Genomic DNA, 21829 nt, shown 5'->3' with positions numbered 1-21829 from the left:
CGGGGCCATCGGTGTGAACACGGCCGCGCCCGTATGCGGGCATCTCGGTGAGCTCTTCATATTGACGCACAGTGACCCCATGGACGAGGAATCGCAGCAGCAGCTGGCGCCGCCCGTGACCTTCACCGGCCGCAAGACGCTCGTGGCGGCCGCGGTCGCGGTGGTCCTGATCGCCGGCGCCCTTCTGATCAGGCCGGCCCGGACCGGCGACGACGCCCGCCCGCCCGGGCCGAGCGAGCGGGCCGCGGCGGCGGTCGGCATGGGCGCCCCGGCGGCGGCGGTGGACCTGACCGCGCTGGTCGCGGACCGGGAGAAGTGGGTCGCGGCGCACGCCGACGACGACGCCTCCTGGGCGGTCCTCGGCGTCGCCTATCTGGAGCAGGCGCGGCGTACCGCCGACTCGGGGTGGTTCCCCAAGGCCGAGAAGGCGCTGAAGCGGTCGCTGGAGGCCCGGCCGGCCGAGAAGGGCAACTTCGACGCGATGACGGGCATGGGCGCGCTGGCCAATGCCCGCCGGGACTTCGGCACCGGGAAGAAGTGGGGCGAGCTGGTACGGGCGCAGGCACCGCGGCGCTGGACGGCGTACCCGGTGCTCGTGGACGCGTACACGGGCCTCGGCGACTACCAGGCCGCCCAGCGGGCGATGGAGCGGCTGCTGGAACTTCGGCCGGGCCTGGCGGCCTACACCAGGGCCTCGCAGGTCTACCGTGACCGCGGCTGGCGCGAGGACGCGGTGGTGGCGATGGAACAGGCGGCGGCCGCGGCGAAGGCCCCGGCGGAGAAGGCGCACGCGCTGTTCCGGCTCGGGGAGCTGTCCTGGGAGCGCGGCGACGCGGCGCAGGCCCTGCGGCAGTACGAGGGCGCGCTGCGGACGGATCCGGCGCAGGCAGAGGCGCTGGGCGGCCGCGCCCGCGCGCTGGCCGCGATGGGGCGCAGCGGCGAGGCGGTCCGCGACTACCGGATGGCTCTGGGGCGGACGCCGGTGCCGCGGCTGGCCCTGGAACTGGGCGAGCTGCTGGAGTCGCTGGGCCGAGAGCAGGAGGCGCGCACGCCGTACGACATGCTGGCGGCGCTGTCCATGCGCGACGATCCGCACGGGGCCGCCGATGATGTGGTCCTCGGCCTGTACGAGGCGGACCACGGCGATCCGGGAGCGGCCGTGCGCCGCCTGTCGCAGGAGTGGTCGCGGCACAAGAGCATGCAGGTCGCCGACGCGCTGGGGTGGGCGCTGCACAAGGCGGGCGATGACGCGGCCGCCCTGGAGTACGCGAAGAAGGCGACGGAACCGGGGCTGCGGAGCGCGGAGTTCGCGTACCACCGGGCGATGATCGAACGCGGGCTGGGCGACGAGGCGTCGGCGCGGCGGCACTTGCAGGAGGCCCTGCGCACGAACCCCGTCTTCTCGCCGGTGCGGGCGCCGCTGGCGAAGGAGGCACTGGAGTCGATCGGGCAGCCGCCGCCGGGGGGTCCGGAGAACATCCGGCCCACCCGTCCGTGGGTGGCCCCCGACCTCCCCAAGCCCCGCCCGCAGGCGAAGGCGAAGCCCGCCCCGCGTGCGGCCGCGAAGCCGAAGCCGGTGCGCAGGCCCGTGCCGAGGCCCCAGCCGAAGCCCGAATCGCAGCCCGTGCCGAAGCCGTCCCCCTCGACCCGCTGACCCATGCCCGGGCCCGGGCCGGCGCGGGCGCGGGAAGGCCCCCCGGCGGGAGCCGGGGGGCCGGTCGGGGCGCGGCGGTTACAGGTTGCCCCGCTTCTCCTGCTCCCGCTCGATCGCCTCGAACAGCGCCTTGAAGTTGCCCTTGCCGAATCCCATCGACCCGTGCCGTTCGATCATCTCGAAGAACACCGTCGGCCGGTCCTGCACGGGCTTCGTGAAGATCTGCAGCAGGTAGCCGTCCTCGTCGCGGTCGACGAGGATCTTCAGCTCGCGCAGGGTCTCCACCGGCACGCGCGTCTCCCCCGCCCAGTCGCCGAGGGTGTCGTAGTACGAGTCCGGGGTGTCCAGGAACCGCACGCCCGCCGCCCGCATCGAGCGGACGGTCGAGACGATGTCGTTCGTGGCCAGCGCGATGTGCTGGACGCCCGCGCCGCCGTAGAACTCCAGGTACTCGTCGATCTGCGACTTCTTCTTCGCGATCGCCGGCTCGTTGATCGGGAACTTCACCTTCAGGGTGCCGTCCGCGACCACCTTCGACATCAGCGCCGAGTACTCCGTCGCGATGTCGTCGCCCACGAACTCCTTCATGTTCGTGAAGCCCATGACCTTGTTGTAGAAGGCGACCCACTCGTTCATGCGGCCGAGCTCGACGTTGCCGACGCAGTGGTCGATCGCCTGGAAGGTGCGCTTGGCCGGCGGCTCGACCATCGGCTCGGCGGCGACGAAGCCGGGCAGGTAGGGGCCGGAGTAGTCCCCGCGCTGCACGAGCGTGTGCCGGGTCTGGCCGTACGTCGCGATGGCCGCCAGTACGACCGTGCCGTGCTCGTCCGTGACCTCGTACGGCTCGTCCAGGCCGCGCGCGCCGTGCTCGACGGCGTACGCGTACGCGGCGCGGGCGTCCGGGACCTCGATGGCGAGGTCGATGACGCCGTCGCCGTGGTCGGCGACGTGCTCGGCGAGGAAGCGGCCGCGGTCCGTCGTCGCCTTGATGACCGACGTCAGGACGAAGCGCGCGGCGCCGTTGGTCAGCACGTAGCTGGCCGTCTCGCGGCAGCCGTTCTCCGGTCCGGAGTACGCCACGAGCTTCATGCCGAAGGCGGTGGAGTAGAAGTGCGCGGCCTGCTTGGCGTTGCCGACGGCGAAGACGACCGCGTCCATGCCCTTCACCGGGAAGGGATCTGCCTCACGCGCGGTGTGCCGGGTGGTTTCGATGGTCTCAGTCATGAGCGCAGAGTCCCGCCGATCCACAAGCTGCGCAACAGTTTCCTGTTCCGCTGTACAGGTTGACCAGTAGAGCCGGAGGATGACTGAAACATCTGCGCACTATGACCACCTCGCGACCACCCCGGAGACACCATGGGCATCGACGACCTCGACGGCCGGCTCATCGTCCTGCTCGCGCGCGAACCGCGGATCGGGGTCCTGGAGGCCTCCCGCCGGCTGGGCGTGGCCCGTGGGACGGTGCAGGCCAGGCTGGACCGGCTGCAGGCGAGCGGGGTCATCCGCGGCTTCGGCCCGCAGGTCGATCCGGCGGCCCTCGGATATCCGGTGACCGCCTTCGCCACGCTGGAGATCAAGCAGGGGCAGGGGGCGGACGTACGGGCCCACCTGGACGGGGTGCCCGAGGTACTGGAGCTGCACACCACGACCGGGCACGGGGACATGCTGTGCCGGCTCGTGGCCCGGTCCAACGCCGATCTCCAGCGGGTGATCGACCGGGTCGTCGGCTTCCAGGGCATCGTGCGGGCTTCGACGGCGATCGTCATGGAGAACCCGGTCCCCCTGCGCGTAATCCCCCTGGTCGAACAGGCGGCGGCGGACGGCAACCGCTGACCGCCGCCCGTCCCCGTCCGGCGCGGCGCCGGCGCGGCGCCGACGCGAGCAGGCCCGTACGGCCCGTGCGGCACCGTGCGGCACCGTCCGTCAGCAGGACGGAACGGCCTCGCCCCGCCGCAGTGCCCGAAGGGAGGTCACCGCGTCCGTCAGTGAGGTGACGGGGATCAGCCGGAGCCCCTCGGGCAGCTGGGACCGGGCATCGGCGCACTCCGGCCGCGGTACGAGGAAGACGGTCGCGCCGTCGCGGTGCGCGGCCTGCGTCTTCAGGGCCACGCCGCCGACGGCGCCGACCTTGCCGTCGGCGCCGATGGTGCCCGTACCGGCGATGCTGAGGCCGCCGGTGAGGTCGCCGCCGCTGCCGTCACCGTCGAGCTTGTTCACGATGCCGAGGGAGAAGAGGAGCCCGGCGCTCGGGCCGCCGACGTCGGCGAGGTTGAGCTCGACCTTCACGTCCTTCGGGTCCTTGCGGAGGTAGCCGAGGGCGGCCTGCGCGGCGGCCGACTGGGACCTGGTCATTTCCTCCAGGTTGTGCTTCTCGACCTCCTGGTCGCTTCCGCCGGAGGGGTAGACGGCCTCCTTGGGCATGACCGACCGGGTGCCGTCGAACCAGTAGCCGACGAGGTCGGGGAGGTTCACGGTGGTGGAGGGTCCGGTGGCCTGGATGGTCGTCATGCGCAGCTGGCCCGTGGTCTCGCGCGTCGGGGCCCCTGTTACCGAGATCACAGGCTTGCCGTCGCGCACGCCGAGCACGTCGGCGGTCAGGCCGGGCTGGGCGATCACGAAGGGCAGGGGTGCGAACGCCGCGACGGCGAGCAGCCCGACCACGGGCACGGCGCAAACGGCCAGGGCGGCGGGACGCGACAGACGCGAGAGACGAGAGAGCACCCGCCCAATCTATCGGCCCCCGACCACCCGCCTCCCAACCCCGCCGACGCCTGAGGACCCGCACCAGCCCCGGGAGCCCCAGCCCGCCGACGCCTGAGGCACCCGCACCCGGCCCGGGTGGCGCCTGAGGCACCCGCACCAGCCCCGGCGACGCCTGAGGTTCGCCACCTACCCCCGCCGGCGCTTGAGCCGCCCCACCAGCCCGGTGGCGCTTGAGCACCCCACCCCAGCCCCGCCGGCGCTTGAGGCGCACACCCAGCCCCGCCGGCGTTTGAGGCGCGGGGGTCCGGGGGCAGAGCCCCCGGCAGCGGCGCCGCACCCGAACGGCCCAGCGGCGGCCACGGCCGAGCGGGAGGCCGAGACGCAAGGGCCCGCCCGACCGCGTCAGCGAGGCGCGTCAGCGAGGCGCCTCAGCGAAGTGCGTCCGCGACCTCGCGCGCCGCGTCGACCACCCGCGGCCCCACCCGCTCCGGCACCGCGTCGGCCAGCATGACGACCCCGACGCTGCCCTCCAGCCCGGTGATGCCCACCAGCGGCGCCGCCGCCCCACTGGCGCCCGCTTCGAGCTCTCCGTGGGTGAGCGTGTAGCCGGGGTCGGTGAGCGAACCCTGACGGGCGGCCAGGATGGCCCGTCCGGCCGCCCCGCGGTCCAGCGAGTGGCGGAAGCCGGCCCGGTAGGCCACGTGGTAGTCGGTCCAGGTCGGCTCGACGACGGCCACGGCGAGCGCTTCGGTGCCGTCCACGAGCGTCAGGTGCGCGGTGGCTCCGATGTCCTCGGCGAGGGAACGCAGCGCGGGTAGCGCCGCTTCCCGTACGAGCGGATGCACCTGACGGCCCAGCCGCAGGACCCCGAGTCCGACGCGGGCCCTGCCGCCGAGGTCGCGGCGTACCAGCGCGTGCTGTTCGAGGGTGGCGAGAAGCCGGTAGACCACGGTGCGGTTCACACCGAGGCGGTTGGACAGCTCGGTGACGGTCAGACCGTGGTCGGTGTCGGCGAGCAGCTTGAGGACCCTGAGCCCTCTGTCGAGAGTCTGGGAGGTTTCCGCGGTCACGACGCCCCCTCTTCTGGTGAGCGGCGGTGACTCTCGGGGTGGCACGTCGCCGGTCCCGCGGCGACGCACGGAGAGGCCGCCGGTAGCGGCCATTGCACCGGCTGCGCTCCCGCGGCGGCGCTGCCACGGTGCGTTCGATGCGGGGACAGTAGCGAGCGGGTCCGCTCAGCGGAAGAGCTCGTCCAGAATCCGGGCGCGTGCTGCCGGTTTATGCCGGTTGAGAACCCCGGTGGTTTCGATTCGGGACCTCTTCCGCCCCATGGACGCGCTCGCGCATCCACAGCCGCACCGAGCCGGCCGCCGCCACCGCGAAGCCAACGTGCCCCGCACACCGGGCCCGTGCGAATCTCCGCACGGACCCGGCGCGCATTCCTGTACGAACCGCCCACACCGGAATGGAAGTCGGGAGTCCGAAGCCGGGAGCCCGCAGTCGGGAGATCCCGAAGCCGGGCGCCCGGGGCCGAGGGTCCGGGACCCGCACACTGGGGGTCGCTTCAGGGCCGGGCTCACCGCATCCGGGTGGCCCACTCCTGGACCTTCTTGATCCGTTCGCGCAGCTGCCCCGCCGTCGCCTCCGCGCTCGGCGGTCCGCCGCACACCCGGCGCAGCTCCGTGTGGATCACCCCGTGCGGTTTGCCGCTCTGGTGGACGTACGCGCCCACCATCGTGTTGAGCGACTTCCGCAGCTCCAGCAGTTCCTTGTGCGAGACCACGGGCCGCCGGTCGGCCGGCAGCTCCAGCAGGTCCGCCTCCGCGTCCGGCTTGCGGCGGCTGTGCGCGATCTGCCGCGACTGCCGCTTCTGCAGCAGCATCTGCACCTGGTCGGGTTCCAGCAGCCCGGGGATGCCGAGGTAGTCCTGCTCCTCCTCGCTCCCCGGGTGCGCCTGCATGCCGAACTCGGCCCCGTCGTACAGCACCCGGTCGAAGACGGCGTCGGACTCCAGCGCCTCGAAGGACATCTGCTCCTCTTCGCCGGTGTCCTCGTCCTCCTGCTTGTTCGCCTCGTCCATCTCCTTCTCGGACTCGGCGTACGGGTCCTCCTCGCCCTGCTTCTTCGGCTTGTCGAGGACGTGGTCGCGTTCGACCTCCATCTCGTTCGCGAAGCCGAGCAGGTACGGGATGGTCGGCAGGAACACGGAAGCGGTCTCGCCGCGCCGCCGCGAGCGCACGAAGCGTCCGACGGCCTGGGCGAAGAAGAGCGGCGTGGAGATGGTGGTGGCGTAGACGCCCACCGCGAGGCGCGGCACGTCGACGCCCTCGGACACCATGCGGACGGCGACCATCCAGCGGCTGCCGTCGGCGCTGAACTCGTCGATCCGCTTGGAGGCGCCGGTGTCGTCGGAGAGGACGACCGTCGCCTTGGTGCCGGTGATCTCACGGATCAGCTTGGCGTAGGCGCGCGCCGAATCCTGGTCGGAGGCGATGACCAGACCGCCCGCGTCCGGGATGCCCTTCCTGACCTCCGTCAGCCGCTGGTCGGCGGCGCGCAGCACGTTCGGCATCCAGTCGCCGCGCGGGTCCAGCGCCGTACGCCACGCCTGGGAGATGGCGTCCTTGGTCATCGGCTCGCCGAGCCGGGCGGCGATCTCGTCACCGGCCTTGGTGCGCCAGCGCATGTTGCCGCTGTAGGAGAGGAAGATGACCGGCCGCACGACGCCGTCGCCGAGCGCGTTGCCGTAGCCGTACGTGTAGTCGGCGGAGGAGCGGCGGATGCCGTCGTTGCCCTCCTCGTACGCGACGAAGGGGATCGGGTTCGTGTCGGAGCGGAAGGGCGTCCCCGTCAGGGCCAGGCGGCGGGTCGCCGGATCGAAGGCTTCCTGGCAGGCCTCGCCCCAGGACTTCGAGTCACCGGCGTGGTGGATCTCATCCAGGATCACCAAGGTCTTGCGCTGCTCACAGCGGTTGCGGTGCAGCATCGGGCGTACGCCGACGCCGGCGTAGGTGACGGCGACCCCGTGGTAGTCCTTGCTGAGCGGCCCGGCGGAGTATTCGGGGTCGAGCCGGATGCCTATCCTCGCCGCCGCCTCCGCCCACTGCTTCTTCAGGTGCTCGGTCGGCGCGACGACGGTCACCTGCTGGACGACATGGTGGTGCAGCAACCAGGAGGCGAGGGTGAGCGCGAAGGTCGTCTTGCCCGCGCCGGGCGTCGCGACCGCGAGGAAGTCCCGCGGCTGCGTCTCGATGTAGCGCTCCAGCGCCCCCTGCTGCCAGGCTCGCAGCTTGCCGGCGGTACCCCAAGGGGCGCGTCCGGGGAAGGCGGGTGAGAGGTGGTGGGAGGCGGTAGTAGTCACGGTCTCCGGTTCGTCGCTCTCGGCAGTCGTACGTAGGACAACCGGGCCACCCTACCGGGACGGGCCCGCCCCTCGCGGAGGGACAGGCCCGTGACCTCGGGCGGTGCGGCGAGCGTCACATCGCCGTCTCAGCGTCGCGCGAACCTCGGCAGCTGTTCAGCGATCTTCGGGACGTCCAGTGCCCCTGGCACACGTCCAGGACGAACCGCTCGGTGTCAGCCGGATTTCGCGGCCTGGGCCGGTGAGCGCGCGTCCAGGCGGGTCGCCACCCACGCCCCCACCAGCGCCACGCAGGCCATCGGCAGGAACACCACCACGAACGCCCCCGGATGCGAGGCCACCGCCGGTCCCCCGGCGGCCACCGTGTGCACCACCCCCACCGCGCCGCCGCCCAGCGCGGCGAACGCCGCGCCCCCGGCGGCCAGGAGCACCACATTCGCCAGCGCGTCCGAGATCTGCAGGGCGGCGGAGTTCGCCCCCGCCTCCTGCGGCGCGGACAGCTTCAGCAGCAGCACGCTCGTGGAGCCGATCACCAGCCCCATCCCCAGGCACCCCACGGCCCAGGCCACGGCCAGCGTCCACACCGGGACGGATTCGATCAGCACGGCCGGCGCCGCCGCGATGGCCGCCGCCACCATCACCATCCCGCCGACCATCAGCGGCTCCCGGTACGGCTCCATCCGCCGCTTCGACTGCACCCAGGAGCCGGTCGCCCACGTCACCCCGCCCAGCGCGAGCGACGAACCGGCCAGCATGGGGCTCAGGCCCCGCTGGGTGACCAGCATCAGCGGTACGAAACTCTCCGCCGCGATGAACGACCCCGCGGCCACCCCGCGCAGCAACACCACGGACGGCAGCCCGCGCCGCGCCAGGTACGTCCCGCGCGGCAGCAGCCCCAGCACGGCGGGCACCAGCAGGGCCGCGCCCACGGCGGCCGGGAGCAGCGACAGCCACCGCAGGTCCTGGGCGGCGTACTGGAGCAGCCCGGCCCCCACGGAGATCCCGAACGCCTGCCGGATCCGCCGCCGGTCGAGAGCCACGGGCCCGGCATCCGGGTCCACGGGCCCCGAGGCGGTCCTGCGGATGGCCGGCAGCGCCAAAGCCAGCGGTACCACCACCAGCGCCGGAATCCCGAGGAAGACCCACCTCCACCCGAGGTGCTCGGTCACCGTCCCGGAGGCCAGCGGGCCGACGATCGAGGGGACCACCCAGCTTGCGGCGAAGGCGGCCATGATGGCGGGGCGCAGGCGCTCGTCGTAGGCGCGGCTGACGACGACGTACAGGGCGACGATGACCAGCCCGCCGCCGAAGCCCTGCACCGCCCGCCCGAGCACGAACATCCCCATCGCGCCCGCGGTCCCCGAGCACACCAGCCCGGCGGCGAAGGCCCCGATCCCCACGCTCAGCGGCCGCAGCGGGCCCTGCCGGTCGGCCCACTGCCCGGACAGGACCATGCCGAAGAGGCTGGTCGTGAAGTAGGCGGAGAAGGCGAAGGCGTAGAGGGCGATCCCGTCCAGCTCGCGGGCGGCGACGGGCATGGCCGTACCGACGGCGGTGGCCTCGAAGGCGATGAGGAAGACGACGGAAATGATCCCGATGCTGAGCGTCCGGTAGGCGGGCCCCATGATCCCGCCCCGCGGCGGAGGCGGAACGGGTCCGGTCTTCTCGGGCAGGCGGGGTTCAAGGGCACTCATCGCCCCAGAGTAAGACCCGCATCCCCCTCGCACCCCTGTCCTTGGACGTATCCCCGCCTCCTCCCCCAGCCCTACGCCTCACCCCCCGGCAAGCCCGGCGGCCTTCTTCGGTCTGGAGGCCGGTCTGGAGGCCTACGCGCTGCCGCACTGGGCTTGCTGTTTGGCCGACTCCAGGAACTTCGCCATCAAGGCGGTGAACTTGGGTCGCCTCTCTGCCGGCTTCACATCGTCCGGCACACCATCGATCCACAGTCTGAGCACGAAGGAGTCCGTAAGTCCCTCACAGGTCAGCACGACAGCGGCGCCCCGGTCCCAGAGCTTGCTGTTCTCCGCGAAGGGGAGTCCTTCCGGATTCTGCTCATCGAGCAAGGGCGGCCAGAGGAATTCGTGTCCCGCTGGCTTGCGGTGGGCCGCCGCATGGAAACGGTTCTTACCGTCGACTTCGATATTGCAGATCGCGCTTTCGCGTTGGGAGGTGAGACGGACATCGACTGGCGACTCGACCCGCACTTCTCTTCCGGTCCCCATGAAAGGCTCAAGTTCGGCGGGGGTGAACGCTCCGAAGCACGTGGATGAAGGCAGCTCGGGGGAGGCCGATCCGCTGCCCTCGGAGCAGCCTGCCGATAGCGTGGCTACCGCCGTGACTGCGGCTAGGAGCGGAAAAGGGCGAGCGCGACCCATCAGGAACCACCGTTCGAGGTGGCCACCAGTCCGCGACCAACCGCGTGGGCGTTCGCCGTTTCGGTGGAAGCCTCACCCGCGTAGGAGCCGATGGTGCGCTCGGACAAGCCGGATCCCCGCGCCGCGATACGCACGGACGCCGCCGCGGATTCCGACGCACCGCTCTGTGCTTGCACGAAGTCCGCCCCCGCCTTCTCGTTGCTGGCCTCTACCTTTTTCGCGATGTCCTCCTTGGCGCCCATGACGATGCTTTCCGTGATGTCCTCCTGAAGCCATCCCACGACATCCCCGGCCAGCGGCACCAACTCCAGGTACTTGCCGCCCGCAGCGGTGATACCCCGGTTGACCCACTTCGCGTTCTCCTCGACGCCCTTGACGTACTCCTCCTGCTTGTGGCCGTTCTCGGCGAACACTCCCTCCGCACGTGCCTCGGAAAGGATTCCCGCGATTTGCCCGCCCGGGTGTACCGCGCTCTTGATCGCCGCGTCCACGTCGTCGTACTCGGCCCGATGGGCGAAAACGTCATTGACGAGTGCGGTGGTGAAGGTCCGCTGGGCGGTGGTCATCGCTCCGTAGGCATCAGGGTCTTGACCCACCGCCCCGATGAAGCCAGCCATGCCGGACTTGTCGAATTCGGCCATGACGCCGTTGGCTTTGATCTGGCCGCTGCCGTTCTCCGCCGACGCCTGCATGTCCGGCATGTACTCGGCAGCCATCTGCCCGAAGTGCCCGGACAGCCCCTTCAGCGGGCCGTCACCCTTACCCGGCTCTGCCGCGACCAGCTCGGGCTTGTCGCCGATCTTGTCGACGACCCGCTCCATGACGGCCGCCATCTCCTTGGTATGTGCGACCGGGGGAGCGTCATCGTCGCCTGGGCTGCGATGGGAGACCGCGGCCATCAGCGCGTCGCCGACCGCCTGCTGAGCTGGGTGCAGGTGGCCGGTCTTGGTGATGTCGAAGCTGTCCACGTGCGGCTTCTTGTCGAGCATGTAGTCGACCATGCCCTGTTCCTTGCCGTGCTGCCCACCGACCGGCTTGTCTTCCTTGGTGACGATGCCGTCATGGTTGCTGTCCTCGCGGACCGGCTCGTTGAAGAAGGCCGTCGCGGCGTCCGGGTTGTTGCCGAGGGCCTCCATGAGCCCCGTCAACGGGTAAAAACCACGGCCGCCTTCCCCGCCGTGGTTCAGGGCCGTGTCCAAGCCGAACGGTGTCGTGTACTCCCAGGCCTTCGGGTCCTTACGGTCCATGGCGACCATGTCCCGTCCGACCGAGGTCAGAAAGTCCGTGTCGTATTTCCCCTCACGCATCAGCGCACCCAGCGCCTGGTAGCCGTAGACCTTCGTCACGCCACCCGTGACGTCCATTTCCTTCCGGCCGGCCTTCATCAGCTGGGTCGTCCAGGCGGCGTCGAGATGGTTGCGGACGTCCTTGTGCGTCGCCAGGCCGAGCATGGCGCCCATGTCGCTCTGGATGTTGGCGACCATCAGCGCACGATCCCGGCCCAGCTGGCCGAGGCCGGTCGCGTCCAGGGACATCTTCGAGTACATCTCGAGGGTGCTGTCGGGGCCGACAGTCCGATAGAAGTCCGTCGCGAACTCGGGATCCTCGCGGTTGTCATCAAGCAAGTCCTCCAGCTCATGCAGCGCTTGGACGTTGCGCGCCGTGCCTCCCTCTCCGGTGACCTTCTTCATCAGCTCTGCGGCGCGGGCCGCCTGCTCGGCATCAAGGGTGCTGAACTTGGGGCTAGTGAAGTTGTGCTCATCACTGACGTTCGTCTGCAGCGCACGGCAGAGCGAATCGTCGGCATCCGCCGCGTCCTCGACCGCCCGGTTGATCCGGGCCTGCCAGGCATCGCGGTTCGTGCGCAGGGACTGCTGGTAGTCGGGGTCGTGACGGGCGGCGTTACGTTCCCCCTCGGTGGCGAGCGGAATGGCCGTGACGTGACCGGTCGCGTCCACCTGAAAGCCGACGGCCGGTGCGTCTGTGGATAGCTTCCTCAGCTGGGCCCGGGCGGTTTTGAAGGTGGTGTGCGCATCGGCGAGGAGCTGGTGGATGCCTTTGGCCTGGTGGGCCGCGTCCTCGAATTCCTTGGCCGTCTTGTCCACGAACGGCCGTCCGACGGCGGCGGTGACGCCGTTCCACTCGGCCTTGTCCGACTTGGCCTTCATGCCGTTGCGTGCTGCCTCGGCTAGCTCGTCCAGCTTGCCGGCCAGCGCCTTCCAGTCCGTGACAGCCGCTTGCAGCTTGTCCAGCGGAGCGTTGATCACGTTCTCGTACGTCAGCATGCGCGCGCCTACTTGAGGTACTTGTCGATGGCGGAGGCGGTGAAGTCGGCGTGGAGCTGCTGCTCGTCCCTGGCGTGCGAGGAGAGCGAGTAGTTCAAGCCGTTGGAGATGTTCGCGCAGGCGGCCCTGAGCGTCTTCACCTGTGATTCCCATAAGGTGTTGACCTTGAGCAGCGCCGCCCCGCACGCGAAGCTCTCCTTGGTGAGCGCGCTGGCCGCTTCGGCGCTGGCGGTGGCGGCGTGCTTGCCGTCGGTCTCCAGCCGGGAGTGCAGCTTGTACGCCTCGGAGCCGATCGCACCGATGTGGTCCTGGTTGAGGGCGAGGTCACCCCCGCCGGGGCCGGCCGGGGTGGCCTGGTTGAGCCGCATGGAGGCGCTGGCGGCGGCCGTGGCGCGCGCCGCCGACCATTCCTCGTCGAACGACATCGCGTTGCACTCCCCGTGGGTGGGTGTTGATCCGGTCAGCGGTTGGAACGACGTACGGCGACTGCGGTGACGGCTCCGCCGATGAGCAGGCAGGCTCCCATCCCCAAGGCGATCCAGGTAAGTGAACTCCCGGCCTTCCTCTCCTCCTCGGCCTTCGCAGCGGCGGAGGCGGGCTTGGACGCCCCCGCCTCCGGGCGCTTGCCGTCCGCGGAGGGCGCCGGGGACTTGGCCGCGGCGTCGGCCGCCGCGAGGTCGGGCAGGGGGTACACGTCCGCCGGCCCGGGGTCGCCCGGTGTGGGCACGGCGATGCGGGGCCGGACCACGCCGTAACCGACGTGGTCGTTGCGCTCGGCCCCGTCGACGGGCTTGCCGGCGGTGTTCAGCAGGACCCGGAGCACCTGGTTGTTGGTCCACTCGGGGTGGGCGGACCACACCAGGGCGGCGGAGGCGGAGGCCAGCGCGGACGCGTCACTGGTGCCGTGGGTTTTGCAGAGTCCCGTCTTGCCCTTGCAGGCCGTGACGATGTCGACGCCAGGAGCAGACATGTCGACCTGGGGGCCGTGTTGCGACTCTTTCGTCGCATCGCCCTTGGCGTCCACTGCTCCGACGCCGACAACTCCGGGCGTAGCACCCGGGTATGCGATTTCGTTGGTGGAATCACCGGAGTTACCAACGGCAGCAAAAATCAATTTACCTTTGGAGAGCGCATACTTGACCGCGTCAGCCCGTTCTCGGTCATCCGCTGGCTTTCCTGGCCTGCCCTGGGAGATGTTGATGATCTTGGCATCCGAGTCTGCCGCATACCGGATGGCCGAGACCAAAGATGGGGTCGTTGCGCCCTCCAGTACGTTGGGCACGCGAATCGGAAGGATCTTCGCCCCAGGTGCTAGTCCGTAGGCGCCATCACCACTCGGGTGCCTGCCGGTGCCGGCGATCAGTGCAGCCATGCTGGTGCCATGACCGCCGTAGTCGTTGTCCTTGTCACCCTCGGCGTCACCGGCAGGAAAGACCGCGCCGGGGAGAACCTGCCCCTCAAGTTCCGGAATGCGGTTCACGCCGGTATCGATCACCGCGACGGTGATGCCCTTACCCGTGCTGATCTTCCAGATGTCGTCCGCCTTCATGGCATCGAGATGCCATTGCTGTGAGCGAATCGTCTCCGCGTGGGCCGGGGTCGCCGCGACCCCGGCCAGCAGGAGACCGACCAGGGCCGAGGTCGCCTTGCGCATGCGCATCCCGTGGATTGTCCGTTCTGCTCAGTCGATCACAGGGGGCACAACGCGACGGTTGGCCTGCCAGGTCTCTTGGTCCTCGGCCAGGTAGTCGGGGCGTCCGCCCCCCTGGCTCTCACGCCGATGGCCCGGCGTGCGTACGCCCGCGCCCGCGTGCCCCATGGGGCCCGTACCACCAGGGTTGCGCACGAGACCCGAGCCACCCTGGGTGAACGGCTGGCGCCCTCCGACGACGCCTCCCGGCTCGGTCGCGAGCCGACGTCCCATCGCGGAGCCTGCGGAGCCACTCTGCGGGCCGCCTGCGACACCACCCATGCCGCCCATCACGCCGCCACCCATGCCGCGTCCGCCGACGTGCGTGTTTTCGCCCCCGATGACCGTGCCGCGCGGGATGCCCGTGGCGGGGCCACCGGGAGACACCGGGCGTCCGCCCGTGATGCCGCTGTCCCGCGGAGGCGGTCCCGTGTAACCGACGGCCTTGCCACTGGGCCCGCCAGGACCGCTCACAGGTGGGAGCAAGCCGTTCCCGCTGGGGCCACTGGGACGGTACGGCGTCGAACCGCCGTTCGGCGGGAGAGTGAGCGGCGGAATCATATGCGGGTTTGGCCCCCCGGCGGCGGGGCCCAAGGGCAGCGGTCCGCCGGGTGGAGCGGTCGTGGGCGGCAGGGTCGGATTGGGAAACGTCGTAACGCTGTCGAGGCCCACGCTGACCTCACGGTCCGGGGTGATCGGCATGGACGGCTGCGCCGGGACGGACCCGGTCATCGACGGGCGCACACTGTCCGGCGTTGACTGGCGCCCCTCCACCCATCCGGGTTCGTCGGAGGCACTGCTACGCGAGCTCGCCGGTGCGTAGGACGAACCGGCCGATCCAGCTCCAGCGTTGAAACCTTCTGTCGGCCGCGCCATGTCCTGTCCGCTGTAGTAATCCACTGGCACGAACGCCGACGGCGGTGGCGGGAATGTCGGGGGTTTCTCCTTGTTCATCTGCGTGTACGACTGCTCGTATGCCTGTGCCAGGTTGTTCATGAGCCGCACGGCTTCGGCATGTTCCGCGTTCAGTTTCGCCTGGGCCGGGGGCCCCAGCTTCGCGGTGTCCGGGTCGTTGCGGAACTTGCGGGCTTCTTCGGCGGTCCCGGCCGCCTCCGTGTCGTACGCGGGCATGGTCTTGGCCTCGACCATCTTCTGGGCGGCCTCGGTCATCCACTTGGCGCCCGCGGCGCTGAACTCGCTCAGCCGAAGCGTCGCGTTGCCCGTCCGCCCCACCCATTCCTGGAAGGCGACGGCGCCCTCGCCCTCCCAGTCGCTGACGACGTGTGTCTTCAGCTTGTCCGCGATCTTCTTGATGGCGTCGGCGGCCGCCTGGAGCTGCGTGGCCCGGGTCCGCACCGTCTCCGGGTCCAGGGAGGCGATCATCTCCCGCATCTGCTGATGGGTGTAGCGGTCGAAGTTCGTCGCCATCAGAACTCACCGCCCGGGGCGTGGGCAGGAGGCGCGGCTGCCGCCGTTTTGCGCTGTTCCTCCGGCCACGGGTCCCGCTCCGCCACATAGTTTTTCTGCGCCGCCTTGGCGATGGCGAGCATGCGGCGCTGCGCCTCCTCGTCCACGCCCGCGTACCCCTTGCCCGCCGAGAGGATGGCGATGCCCAAGGCCTCGATCTGCCCCGCCAGGCCCTTCGAGAGGTTCTCCAGCTCCGTGATGACCCGCTTGTACGACGTGAAGAGGTCGTCGGCCTCCGGGAAGTTCTTCCCCAGCGTGCCCTCCCGCAGGGTGCCGTCGGCGAGTTTCCTGTGGTCCGCGTCGGAGCCGTTGAGGTCGTCCAGCAGGACGTCGACCATGCCCTTGTATTCCTTCAGCGAGGCGTACTGGACCGCCAGCGCCGCAGCCCTCGACTGAGCCGCCGCCTGCGCCCGGATCGTGTCCGCCACACCTGCCCCGGGTCCTGGCCCGAACAGGCTTAAACCGCTCTCCGCCGCCACGATGGCCTCCCCGACTCCCCGTCCCCGTCCGCGCTCGTTCGCACCTGTTCGCACGTCGACATGCGCGGTCTCACGAGCACTCTATCGACCGGCACCGACAGCCCCAACCCGGGGTTGCAGCTGCAACGCGGCTCGCCGGATCACGTGTTGGCCGGGGCGACCGCCGCCGATGGCCGGATCGGGAGCCTGTTGACCGGGCGGCCCGTGGCCGCCCGTACCGCCGAGGCGATCGCCGCCGGGGTCGTGACGACCGGGACGGCGCTCGCGGCCTTCGCCCCGAACGGTGCCACCACGTCCCGTTCCTCGACCAGTTTGACGATGCGCACGACCGGGGCGTCCAGCGAGGTCGGCAGGGCGTAGCCCGTCAGGTCCGGGTGGCGGACCAGCCCCGAGACCGTGCGGAGGTTCTCCGTCAGGGCCGCGCCCACGCCCTGGGTGACTCCCGCCTCGATACGGGCTTCCAGCTGGCGCGGGTTGAGGATCCGGCCGACGTCCTGGGCCACGGCCAGTTCGACCACGCGTACCGATCCCAGCTCGATGTCCACGTCCACCACCGCGCGGATCGCGCAGAAGGCGAGGCCGACGAAGGCGTCGCCCTGACCGTCCGCGTCCAGGGGTTCCGTCGGGTGGGGGCGGCACTGGGCCGTCGCCCAGAGTTCCTTGCCCTCCATCGCCTCGGCGACCGTCGTCGAGAAGGCCCCGTCGTACGACGTGATCCGGCCGTCAACGATCTGGAGGAGCTCGGTCGACATGCCCAGTTTGTGGGCCATCGGCTGGAGGAGTTGCGTGCGGACCATTTTCGCCGCCCGCTCCACCGCGCCGCCCGAGACCCAGGTGTGGCGGCCGTGTGCCGACGGGCCGGCCGGCGGCTGGTCGGTGTCGACGGGGGCCGTCGCCACTTCCTCGACGCCCAGGATCTCCTGGACGATCTGGCGGGCCAGCGTGGCGAAGCCCTGCCCGGTGTCGACGGCGGCGCAGATCACCGTGGCCGCGCCGTTGACCACCTTCACCGTGGCGGTGGCGACTTCGTCGGCGCCCTCGGCGCCGAGCATGTGCACCATGCCCACCCCGTACCCGACGCCGCGCCGCACCGCGCCCGGTTCGCCCGCGCCCTCCAGGCCGCCCGGCAGCAGCCACTCGTCCTCCGGGGTGTCCTTCGGAAGGGAGGGCAGCGGGTACTCGCGCACCGAGCGCAGCAGTTCCGCGACCGGCGCCGGGCAGGTCACCGTCTGGCCGGTGGGCAGCAGGTCGCCCGTCGCCAGGACGTTGCGCATCCGCAGTTCCGCGCCGTCGATGCCGAGCGCCGCCGCGAGCTTGTCCATCTGGCCCTCGTACGCGGCGCACACCTGCATCGCGCCCTCGCCCCGGACGTGGCCCGACGGCGGGTTGTTCGTACGGACCGCCCAGCCCTCCACGAAGGCGTGCGGGACGACGTAGGGGCCGCAGGCGAAGGCCACCGCCGCGGCGAGGGACTCCGAGGAGGCGTCCGCGTACGCGCCCGCGTCCATCAGGACCTGCGCCTCGACCTTGACGAGCCGTCCCTCCGCGTCCGCGTGGTGGCGGTAGCGCAGCAGGGTGGGGTGGCGGTGGGTGTGGCCGAGGAAGGACTCCTCGCGGGTGGCGGCCAGCTTGACCGGGCAGCCCGTACGCAGCGCCAGCAGGCCGAGGGGGAGCTGGAAGGCGGCGTCCTCGCGGTCGGCCGTCGCGCCGGGGACGCCGGTGACGACGACCCGTACCCGGTCGGGGTCGAGCCCGAAGCAGGCCGCCGCGAGGTCGCGGTCGGTGTGCGGGTCGGTGGAGGCGGTGTAGAGCTCGACGCCGCCGTCGGGGCGGGGCACGGCCAGGCCGGCCTCGACGCCGATGGGGGCGGGGTCCTGGCGGCCGATCCGGTACAGGCCCTCGACCACGACCTCGCCGGTCGCCTCCGGGTCGCCGTAGCGGAGCGGGATGTGCCGGATCAGGTTGCCGTCGGGGTGCAGGGGCGGCGCGCCGAAGGCCTGCTCCGGGTCGGTGACGGGGTCGAGGAGTTCGTACTCCACCGCGATCGCGGCCGCGGCCAGCCGCGCCGTGTCCGGGTGGTCGGCGGCGACGGCGGCGATGGGCTCGCCGTGGTGGCGTACCACCTCGTGCGCGAACACCGGCCGGTCGGCGATGCGGCGGCCGTGCGTGGTGGCGCCCGGCACGTCGGCGTGGGTGACGACGGCGCGGACGCCGGGCATGTCGGCCGCGGCCGAGGTGTCGATGGAGAGGATGCGGGCGTGGGCGTGCGGGGAGCGCAGCACGGCGGCCCAGAGGAGGCCGTCGGCCCAGAGGTCGGCGGCGTAGGGGAAGGTGCCCTCGGTTTTGGCGCGGGCGTCGGCGGAGGGCACGGAGGAGCCGATTCCGCGCGGTACCGGCTGTTCCGCGGCGTCCTGCGGCGGGCTCCCCGCCGAAGCCGTCATCGCGGCGTTCACCGCTGTCGTCGCCGTCGCCGTCGCCGCGTCCTGCCCGCTCACGCCGTGCCTCCGTGGTGGATGCCGCCCTCGCCGGGCGGTGCCTGATGCGGAATCCACGGCTCCGACCCAGCCGCCGGTGCCGACCCGGCGAACCCGGCCGACCCGGCCGACCCGGCCGACCCCGCCGACCCGGTCAAGCCAACCGTCCCCGCCGTCCCCGCCACCTGCTCCGACTGCTCCGGTGAGCCCGCGGGCTCCGGTGCCGAGGCCGCCGCGCTGCGTCCCGCCACGACCTCGCGGACGGCGTCGATGACACCCGCGTAGCCGGAGCAGCGGCAGAGGTTGCCGCACAGCGCCTGCCGGGTCTCCAGCTCGCTGGGGGCGTGGTTGCCCTCCAGCAGGTCGTGGATGGTCATGGCCATGCCGGGCACGCAGAATCCGCACTGCACCGCGCCCGATCCGCACAACGCCTGCTGCACGTCCGACAGTTCCCCGTCCGTGGCCAGGCCCTCGACCGTGCGGACCTCGCTGCCCGCCGCCGTCGCCGCCGGTACGAGGCAGGAGGCCACGAGCCGGCCGTCGACCTGCACGGCGCAGGCGCCGCATTCGCCCTGCGAACAGCCGTCCTTGGCACCGGCGAGGCCGAGGCGCTCGCGCAGCACGTAGAGGAGGGACTCGCCGATCCAGGCGCCGGTGACGGGGCGGTCGGCGCCGTTGACGCGCAGGACGTAGGAAGCCAGCGGGTGCTCGTGATGGGCGACGGCCTCGGCTGCCGCTTGTTTTTCGTACGTCGGCTCCTCAGCCGGGAAACCTCCGGCGGTGCCCGCGTCCGGAACCACCACGGCAGGGTCGGCGGTGTCCGCGCCCGGCGTGGGCGCGGCCGCGGTGCCGGCGGGGGCGGGCCCCGTCCCGGTGAAGCCGTGCCCGTCCGTACCGGCGGGCTCCGGCGCGCGATCGCCGGACACCGCGAAGCCGTGCCCGTCGGTGCCACCCGGCTCCGCGGGCGGCGCGGGCTGCGCCGGTTCGGCATGCGATGCCGGTATGGCGGAACCCGTCGGCTCCACGGCGGGCGCCGCGTGCGGCTCCGGCTCCACGGGCGCAGGCTGCTCCAGCGGCTCCACGGGCGGCACGGGCTCCAGCGGCTCGGCCGGCTCCGCCTCGGGTCGCACGCTGCCGAAGAGGTCCAGCCGGCCTGCGGGCACCGCCCGCGCCACCGGCGGCGCCACGGCTTCGGCGGCCTCCGCCGCCACCACGGGCCCCACAGGCTCCGCATGCCCCACGGGCTCCGCCGCCGGATGCGGCCGCTCCCCCACCACCGGCGCGGCCGCCGCGCCGTGCGCGGCGTCGATGTCGTGCGGAGCCGGATGCACCGGCTCGCCCTCGGGCAGGGGGGTGCCCACACCGGGGCCGCCCAGCACGCGCGGCCCCCGCCGAAGGGCGTCGGCTCCGTGCTCGCCGAGCAGCCGGCCCGCGGCCGTGGCGGTTTCGGCGGCGGCGGCCGAAGCGGCCGCCGCCTCGTCCGTGCCCGGCAGCATCCCGGCGTCCGGGTACGGGTCGGGCTGCTGCGCGGCGTACTCCCGGGCGCCCTCGAAGTCGGGGTGGTCCGCCCACGGCGCCGCGGCGCCGCCCGGCAGGGTCGCCGGGGCCTGGCTCCAGTCGGCCGTCAGCGTGCTCTGCCCGTAGTCCGCGGGCTGCTCGGGGAATGCCCGCAGCTGCCACTGGCCGGTAGCCGGGCCCTCGGGTTCCCGCGCCGCCTCCGGGAACCGCCATTGCGCCGTGGCTTCGCCCTGATCGCCTTGGTCGCCCGGCACCTCGCCGGGCACCTCGCCCGGGTCGGCGAACGCGGCCGCCACGGAGGCGGGCAGGGGAACCGAGGCCGGGATCGGGCCGCGTACGGGAGCAGGCCCCGGAGCGGATCCGGGAGCCGCCCCCGCTGCCGCCGTGCCCGCCTCCGGCCACGGCACGGACATCGTCCAGGTACCCGTGGCCGCCGGATCCGCACTGGCGGAGCCGAGGGGCACGATCATCGGCGGCGGTACGTAGCCGTGCCCGGGCGCCGCCAGCGGCTCTCCGGTCCCCAGCGCGTCGAGCATGTCCTGAGGCAGTTTCACGAAGGCCGTCGCGTCGGAGTCGTACTCGCCGCCGTGCGGCACCGGCTCCCAGCCCCAGGCCGAGTCCGCGGAGCCCGCGTCTCCCGGGCCGCCGGTCGTTGCGTTCGGGCTCACGTTCGCGTTCTCGTTCTCGTTCCGGTTCTCACTCATGAGGTCAGCGCCCTCCCCAGGGCCCTGCGTGCCAGCACGGCCACCGTCCGCCGCAGATGCAGTACACCGGGAGCCACCGGGTCTCCCTGATCGGGTACGCAGGCGGCGGCGACGTACTCGCCGAAGGCCTCCAGCGCCTCGGGGGCAAGGCTCCGCCTCCCGTCCCAGTCGATCAACGACGCGACCCACTCCTCGGCCTCCAGCGGCCGCAGCGGCATCGGCGCCACCGCGCCGATCGCACAGCGCACGCCCCGGCGCGCGGGATCCAGCACGAGCCCCACGGACGCCACCGCGCGCCCCGGCCCCGTACGCCCCGTGGCCTTCAGGAACACTTGCGGTGCGTGCAGCAGCGGGACCCGCACGAAGCCGATCAGCTCGCCGGGCCGCAGCATCTCCCGGCCGGCCAGCAGGTGCGAGACCGGGATCTCGCGGGCGGATCCGCCCGGGCCGACGATGATGAGGGCGGCCTCCAGCGCGGCCAGCACAGGCAGTGCGTCACCGGTCGGCGCGGCGGTGGCGATATTGCCGCCGAGGGTGCCGGCGTTGCGGATCTGAGGGGGCCCCGAGGCCCTCGCGGCAGCGGCCAGTGCGGGGATCAGAGCGGCAAAATCCGGCCGCCCCATCCGCGCGTGCGTGAGGCCCGCGCCGAGCAGGGCGTGGCCGTCCTGGTACTGCCAGCCGCGGATCTCGTTGATCCGGCCCAGGCCCACCAGCGCAGCGGGACGCAGCAGCCCGGCGTTGACGGCGGCCATGAGGTCGGTGCCACCGGCGACCGGAACGGCGGCGGGCATGGCCGTGAGTGCCGCCACGGCCTCGTCGAGCGAGGCCGGCAGCGTCACGGACTGCGCCGCCTGCGGCCCCTGCGCCGCGTGCGGTGCGTGCGGTGCGTGCGTGGTCAACCCAGCTGCCCCTTCCCGATGTCCCGGTCCCGGCGCTCACGCCTGTCCGCCGTACGGTACGTGCTCACCGCCGGGACGTGGCAACTCTGGCACATCTTCCACACCGCCCGGGCGCGAGGGTCGGCCGGGCGCCCCCACCCTCCGCGCCCTTCCGCGCACGCTCCTGCGCGCCCTCTCGCACTCGCTCGTACGCGCCCCCTCCGCCCGGCTCAGCGAACCG

Annotated in this window: 16 protein-coding genes; 2 read left to right on the top strand and 14 right to left on the bottom strand. The window is 72.0% G+C overall.

Features of this window, described 5'->3' with window-relative positions:
• Positions 1-79: 79 nt before the first annotated feature.
• Positions 80-1654 (top strand): tetratricopeptide repeat protein, encoded by a 1575-nt coding sequence (locus tag ACWDX7_RS02745; RefSeq protein WP_451488585.1) that lies wholly within the window; start codon positions 80-82, stop codon positions 1652-1654.
• Positions 1655-1732: 78 nt separating this feature from the next.
• Here ACWDX7_RS02745 and hppD read toward each other — a convergent pair whose 3' ends face one another.
• Positions 1733-2878, bottom strand: coding sequence for a 4-hydroxyphenylpyruvate dioxygenase (gene hppD, locus ACWDX7_RS02740; RefSeq protein ID WP_451488586.1), 1146 nt, complete (start codon positions 2876-2878; stop codon positions 1733-1735).
• A 132-nt stretch (positions 2879-3010) separates the two neighbouring features.
• Here hppD and ACWDX7_RS02735 point away from each other — a divergent pair, with 132 nt between their 5' ends.
• A complete protein-coding gene (locus ACWDX7_RS02735) occupies positions 3011-3487 on the top strand; it encodes an Lrp/AsnC family transcriptional regulator (RefSeq protein ID WP_451488587.1) in 477 nt (158 codons plus the stop codon).
• A gap of 90 nt (positions 3488-3577) precedes the next feature.
• On the opposite strand, the gene ACWDX7_RS02730 is transcribed toward ACWDX7_RS02735, so the two are convergent.
• The 13 genes from ACWDX7_RS02730 to ACWDX7_RS02670 all read right to left on the bottom strand — a co-directional run bounded on the left by ACWDX7_RS02730 (position 3578) and on the right by ACWDX7_RS02670 (position 21609).
• Positions 3578-4375: a S16 family serine protease gene (locus ACWDX7_RS02730; protein ID WP_451488588.1), complete on the bottom strand. Its 798-nt coding sequence runs from the start codon at positions 4373-4375 to the stop codon at positions 3578-3580.
• A 410-nt stretch (positions 4376-4785) separates the two neighbouring features.
• Positions 4786-5427 (bottom strand): IclR family transcriptional regulator, encoded by a 642-nt coding sequence (locus ACWDX7_RS02725; protein ID WP_451488589.1) that lies wholly within the window; start codon positions 5425-5427, stop codon positions 4786-4788.
• A gap of 506 nt (positions 5428-5933) precedes the next feature.
• Positions 5934-7718 (bottom strand): DEAD/DEAH box helicase, encoded by a 1785-nt coding sequence (locus tag ACWDX7_RS02720; protein ID WP_451488590.1) that lies wholly within the window; start codon positions 7716-7718, stop codon positions 5934-5936.
• 215 nt (positions 7719-7933) lie between these two features.
• Positions 7934-9412: an MFS transporter gene (locus ACWDX7_RS02715; protein ID WP_451488591.1), complete on the bottom strand. Its 1479-nt coding sequence runs from the start codon at positions 9410-9412 to the stop codon at positions 7934-7936.
• 132 nt (positions 9413-9544) lie between these two features.
• Positions 9545-9922, bottom strand: a complete 378-nt coding sequence (locus tag ACWDX7_RS02710; RefSeq protein WP_451488592.1) for a hypothetical protein — start codon at positions 9920-9922, stop codon at positions 9545-9547.
• A 170-nt stretch (positions 9923-10092) separates the two neighbouring features.
• Positions 10093-12378 (bottom strand): hypothetical protein, encoded by a 2286-nt coding sequence (locus ACWDX7_RS02705; RefSeq protein WP_451488593.1) that lies wholly within the window; start codon positions 12376-12378, stop codon positions 10093-10095.
• An 8-nt stretch (positions 12379-12386) separates the two neighbouring features.
• A complete protein-coding gene (locus ACWDX7_RS02700; protein WP_451488594.1) occupies positions 12387-12803 on the bottom strand; it encodes a hypothetical protein in 417 nt (138 codons plus the stop codon).
• Positions 12804-12838: 35 nt separating this feature from the next.
• On the bottom strand, positions 12839-14038 hold the full coding sequence (gene mycP / locus ACWDX7_RS02695) for a type VII secretion-associated serine protease mycosin (RefSeq protein WP_451488595.1): 1200 nt from the start codon (positions 14036-14038) through the stop codon (positions 12839-12841).
• 21 nt (positions 14039-14059) lie between these two features.
• The gene (locus tag ACWDX7_RS02690; protein ID WP_451488596.1) at positions 14060-15496 is read right to left on the bottom strand and encodes a hypothetical protein; all 1437 of its coding nucleotides are present in this window, start codon (positions 15494-15496) and stop codon (positions 14060-14062) included.
• Positions 15496-15963, bottom strand: a complete 468-nt coding sequence (locus ACWDX7_RS02685) for a hypothetical protein (protein ID WP_451488597.1) — start codon at positions 15961-15963, stop codon at positions 15496-15498. Before ACWDX7_RS02685 ends, ACWDX7_RS02690 begins: the two co-directional genes overlap by 1 nt.
• A gap of 191 nt (positions 15964-16154) precedes the next feature.
• Positions 16155-18455, bottom strand: a complete 2301-nt coding sequence (locus tag ACWDX7_RS02680; protein ID WP_451488655.1) for a xanthine dehydrogenase family protein molybdopterin-binding subunit — start codon at positions 18453-18455, stop codon at positions 16155-16157.
• A 50-nt stretch (positions 18456-18505) separates the two neighbouring features.
• Positions 18506-20710 (bottom strand): 2Fe-2S iron-sulfur cluster-binding protein, encoded by a 2205-nt coding sequence (locus ACWDX7_RS02675; RefSeq protein WP_451488598.1) that lies wholly within the window; start codon positions 20708-20710, stop codon positions 18506-18508.
• Positions 20707-21609, bottom strand: a complete 903-nt coding sequence (locus tag ACWDX7_RS02670) for an FAD binding domain-containing protein (RefSeq protein WP_451488599.1) — start codon at positions 21607-21609, stop codon at positions 20707-20709. The genes ACWDX7_RS02675 and ACWDX7_RS02670 overlap by 4 nt, the downstream gene beginning before the upstream one ends.
• Positions 21610-21829 lie beyond the last annotated feature (220 nt).

The organism is Streptomyces sp. NPDC003034, assembly GCF_053591375.1.
This window is presented reverse-complemented; position numbering and strand designations above follow the sequence as displayed.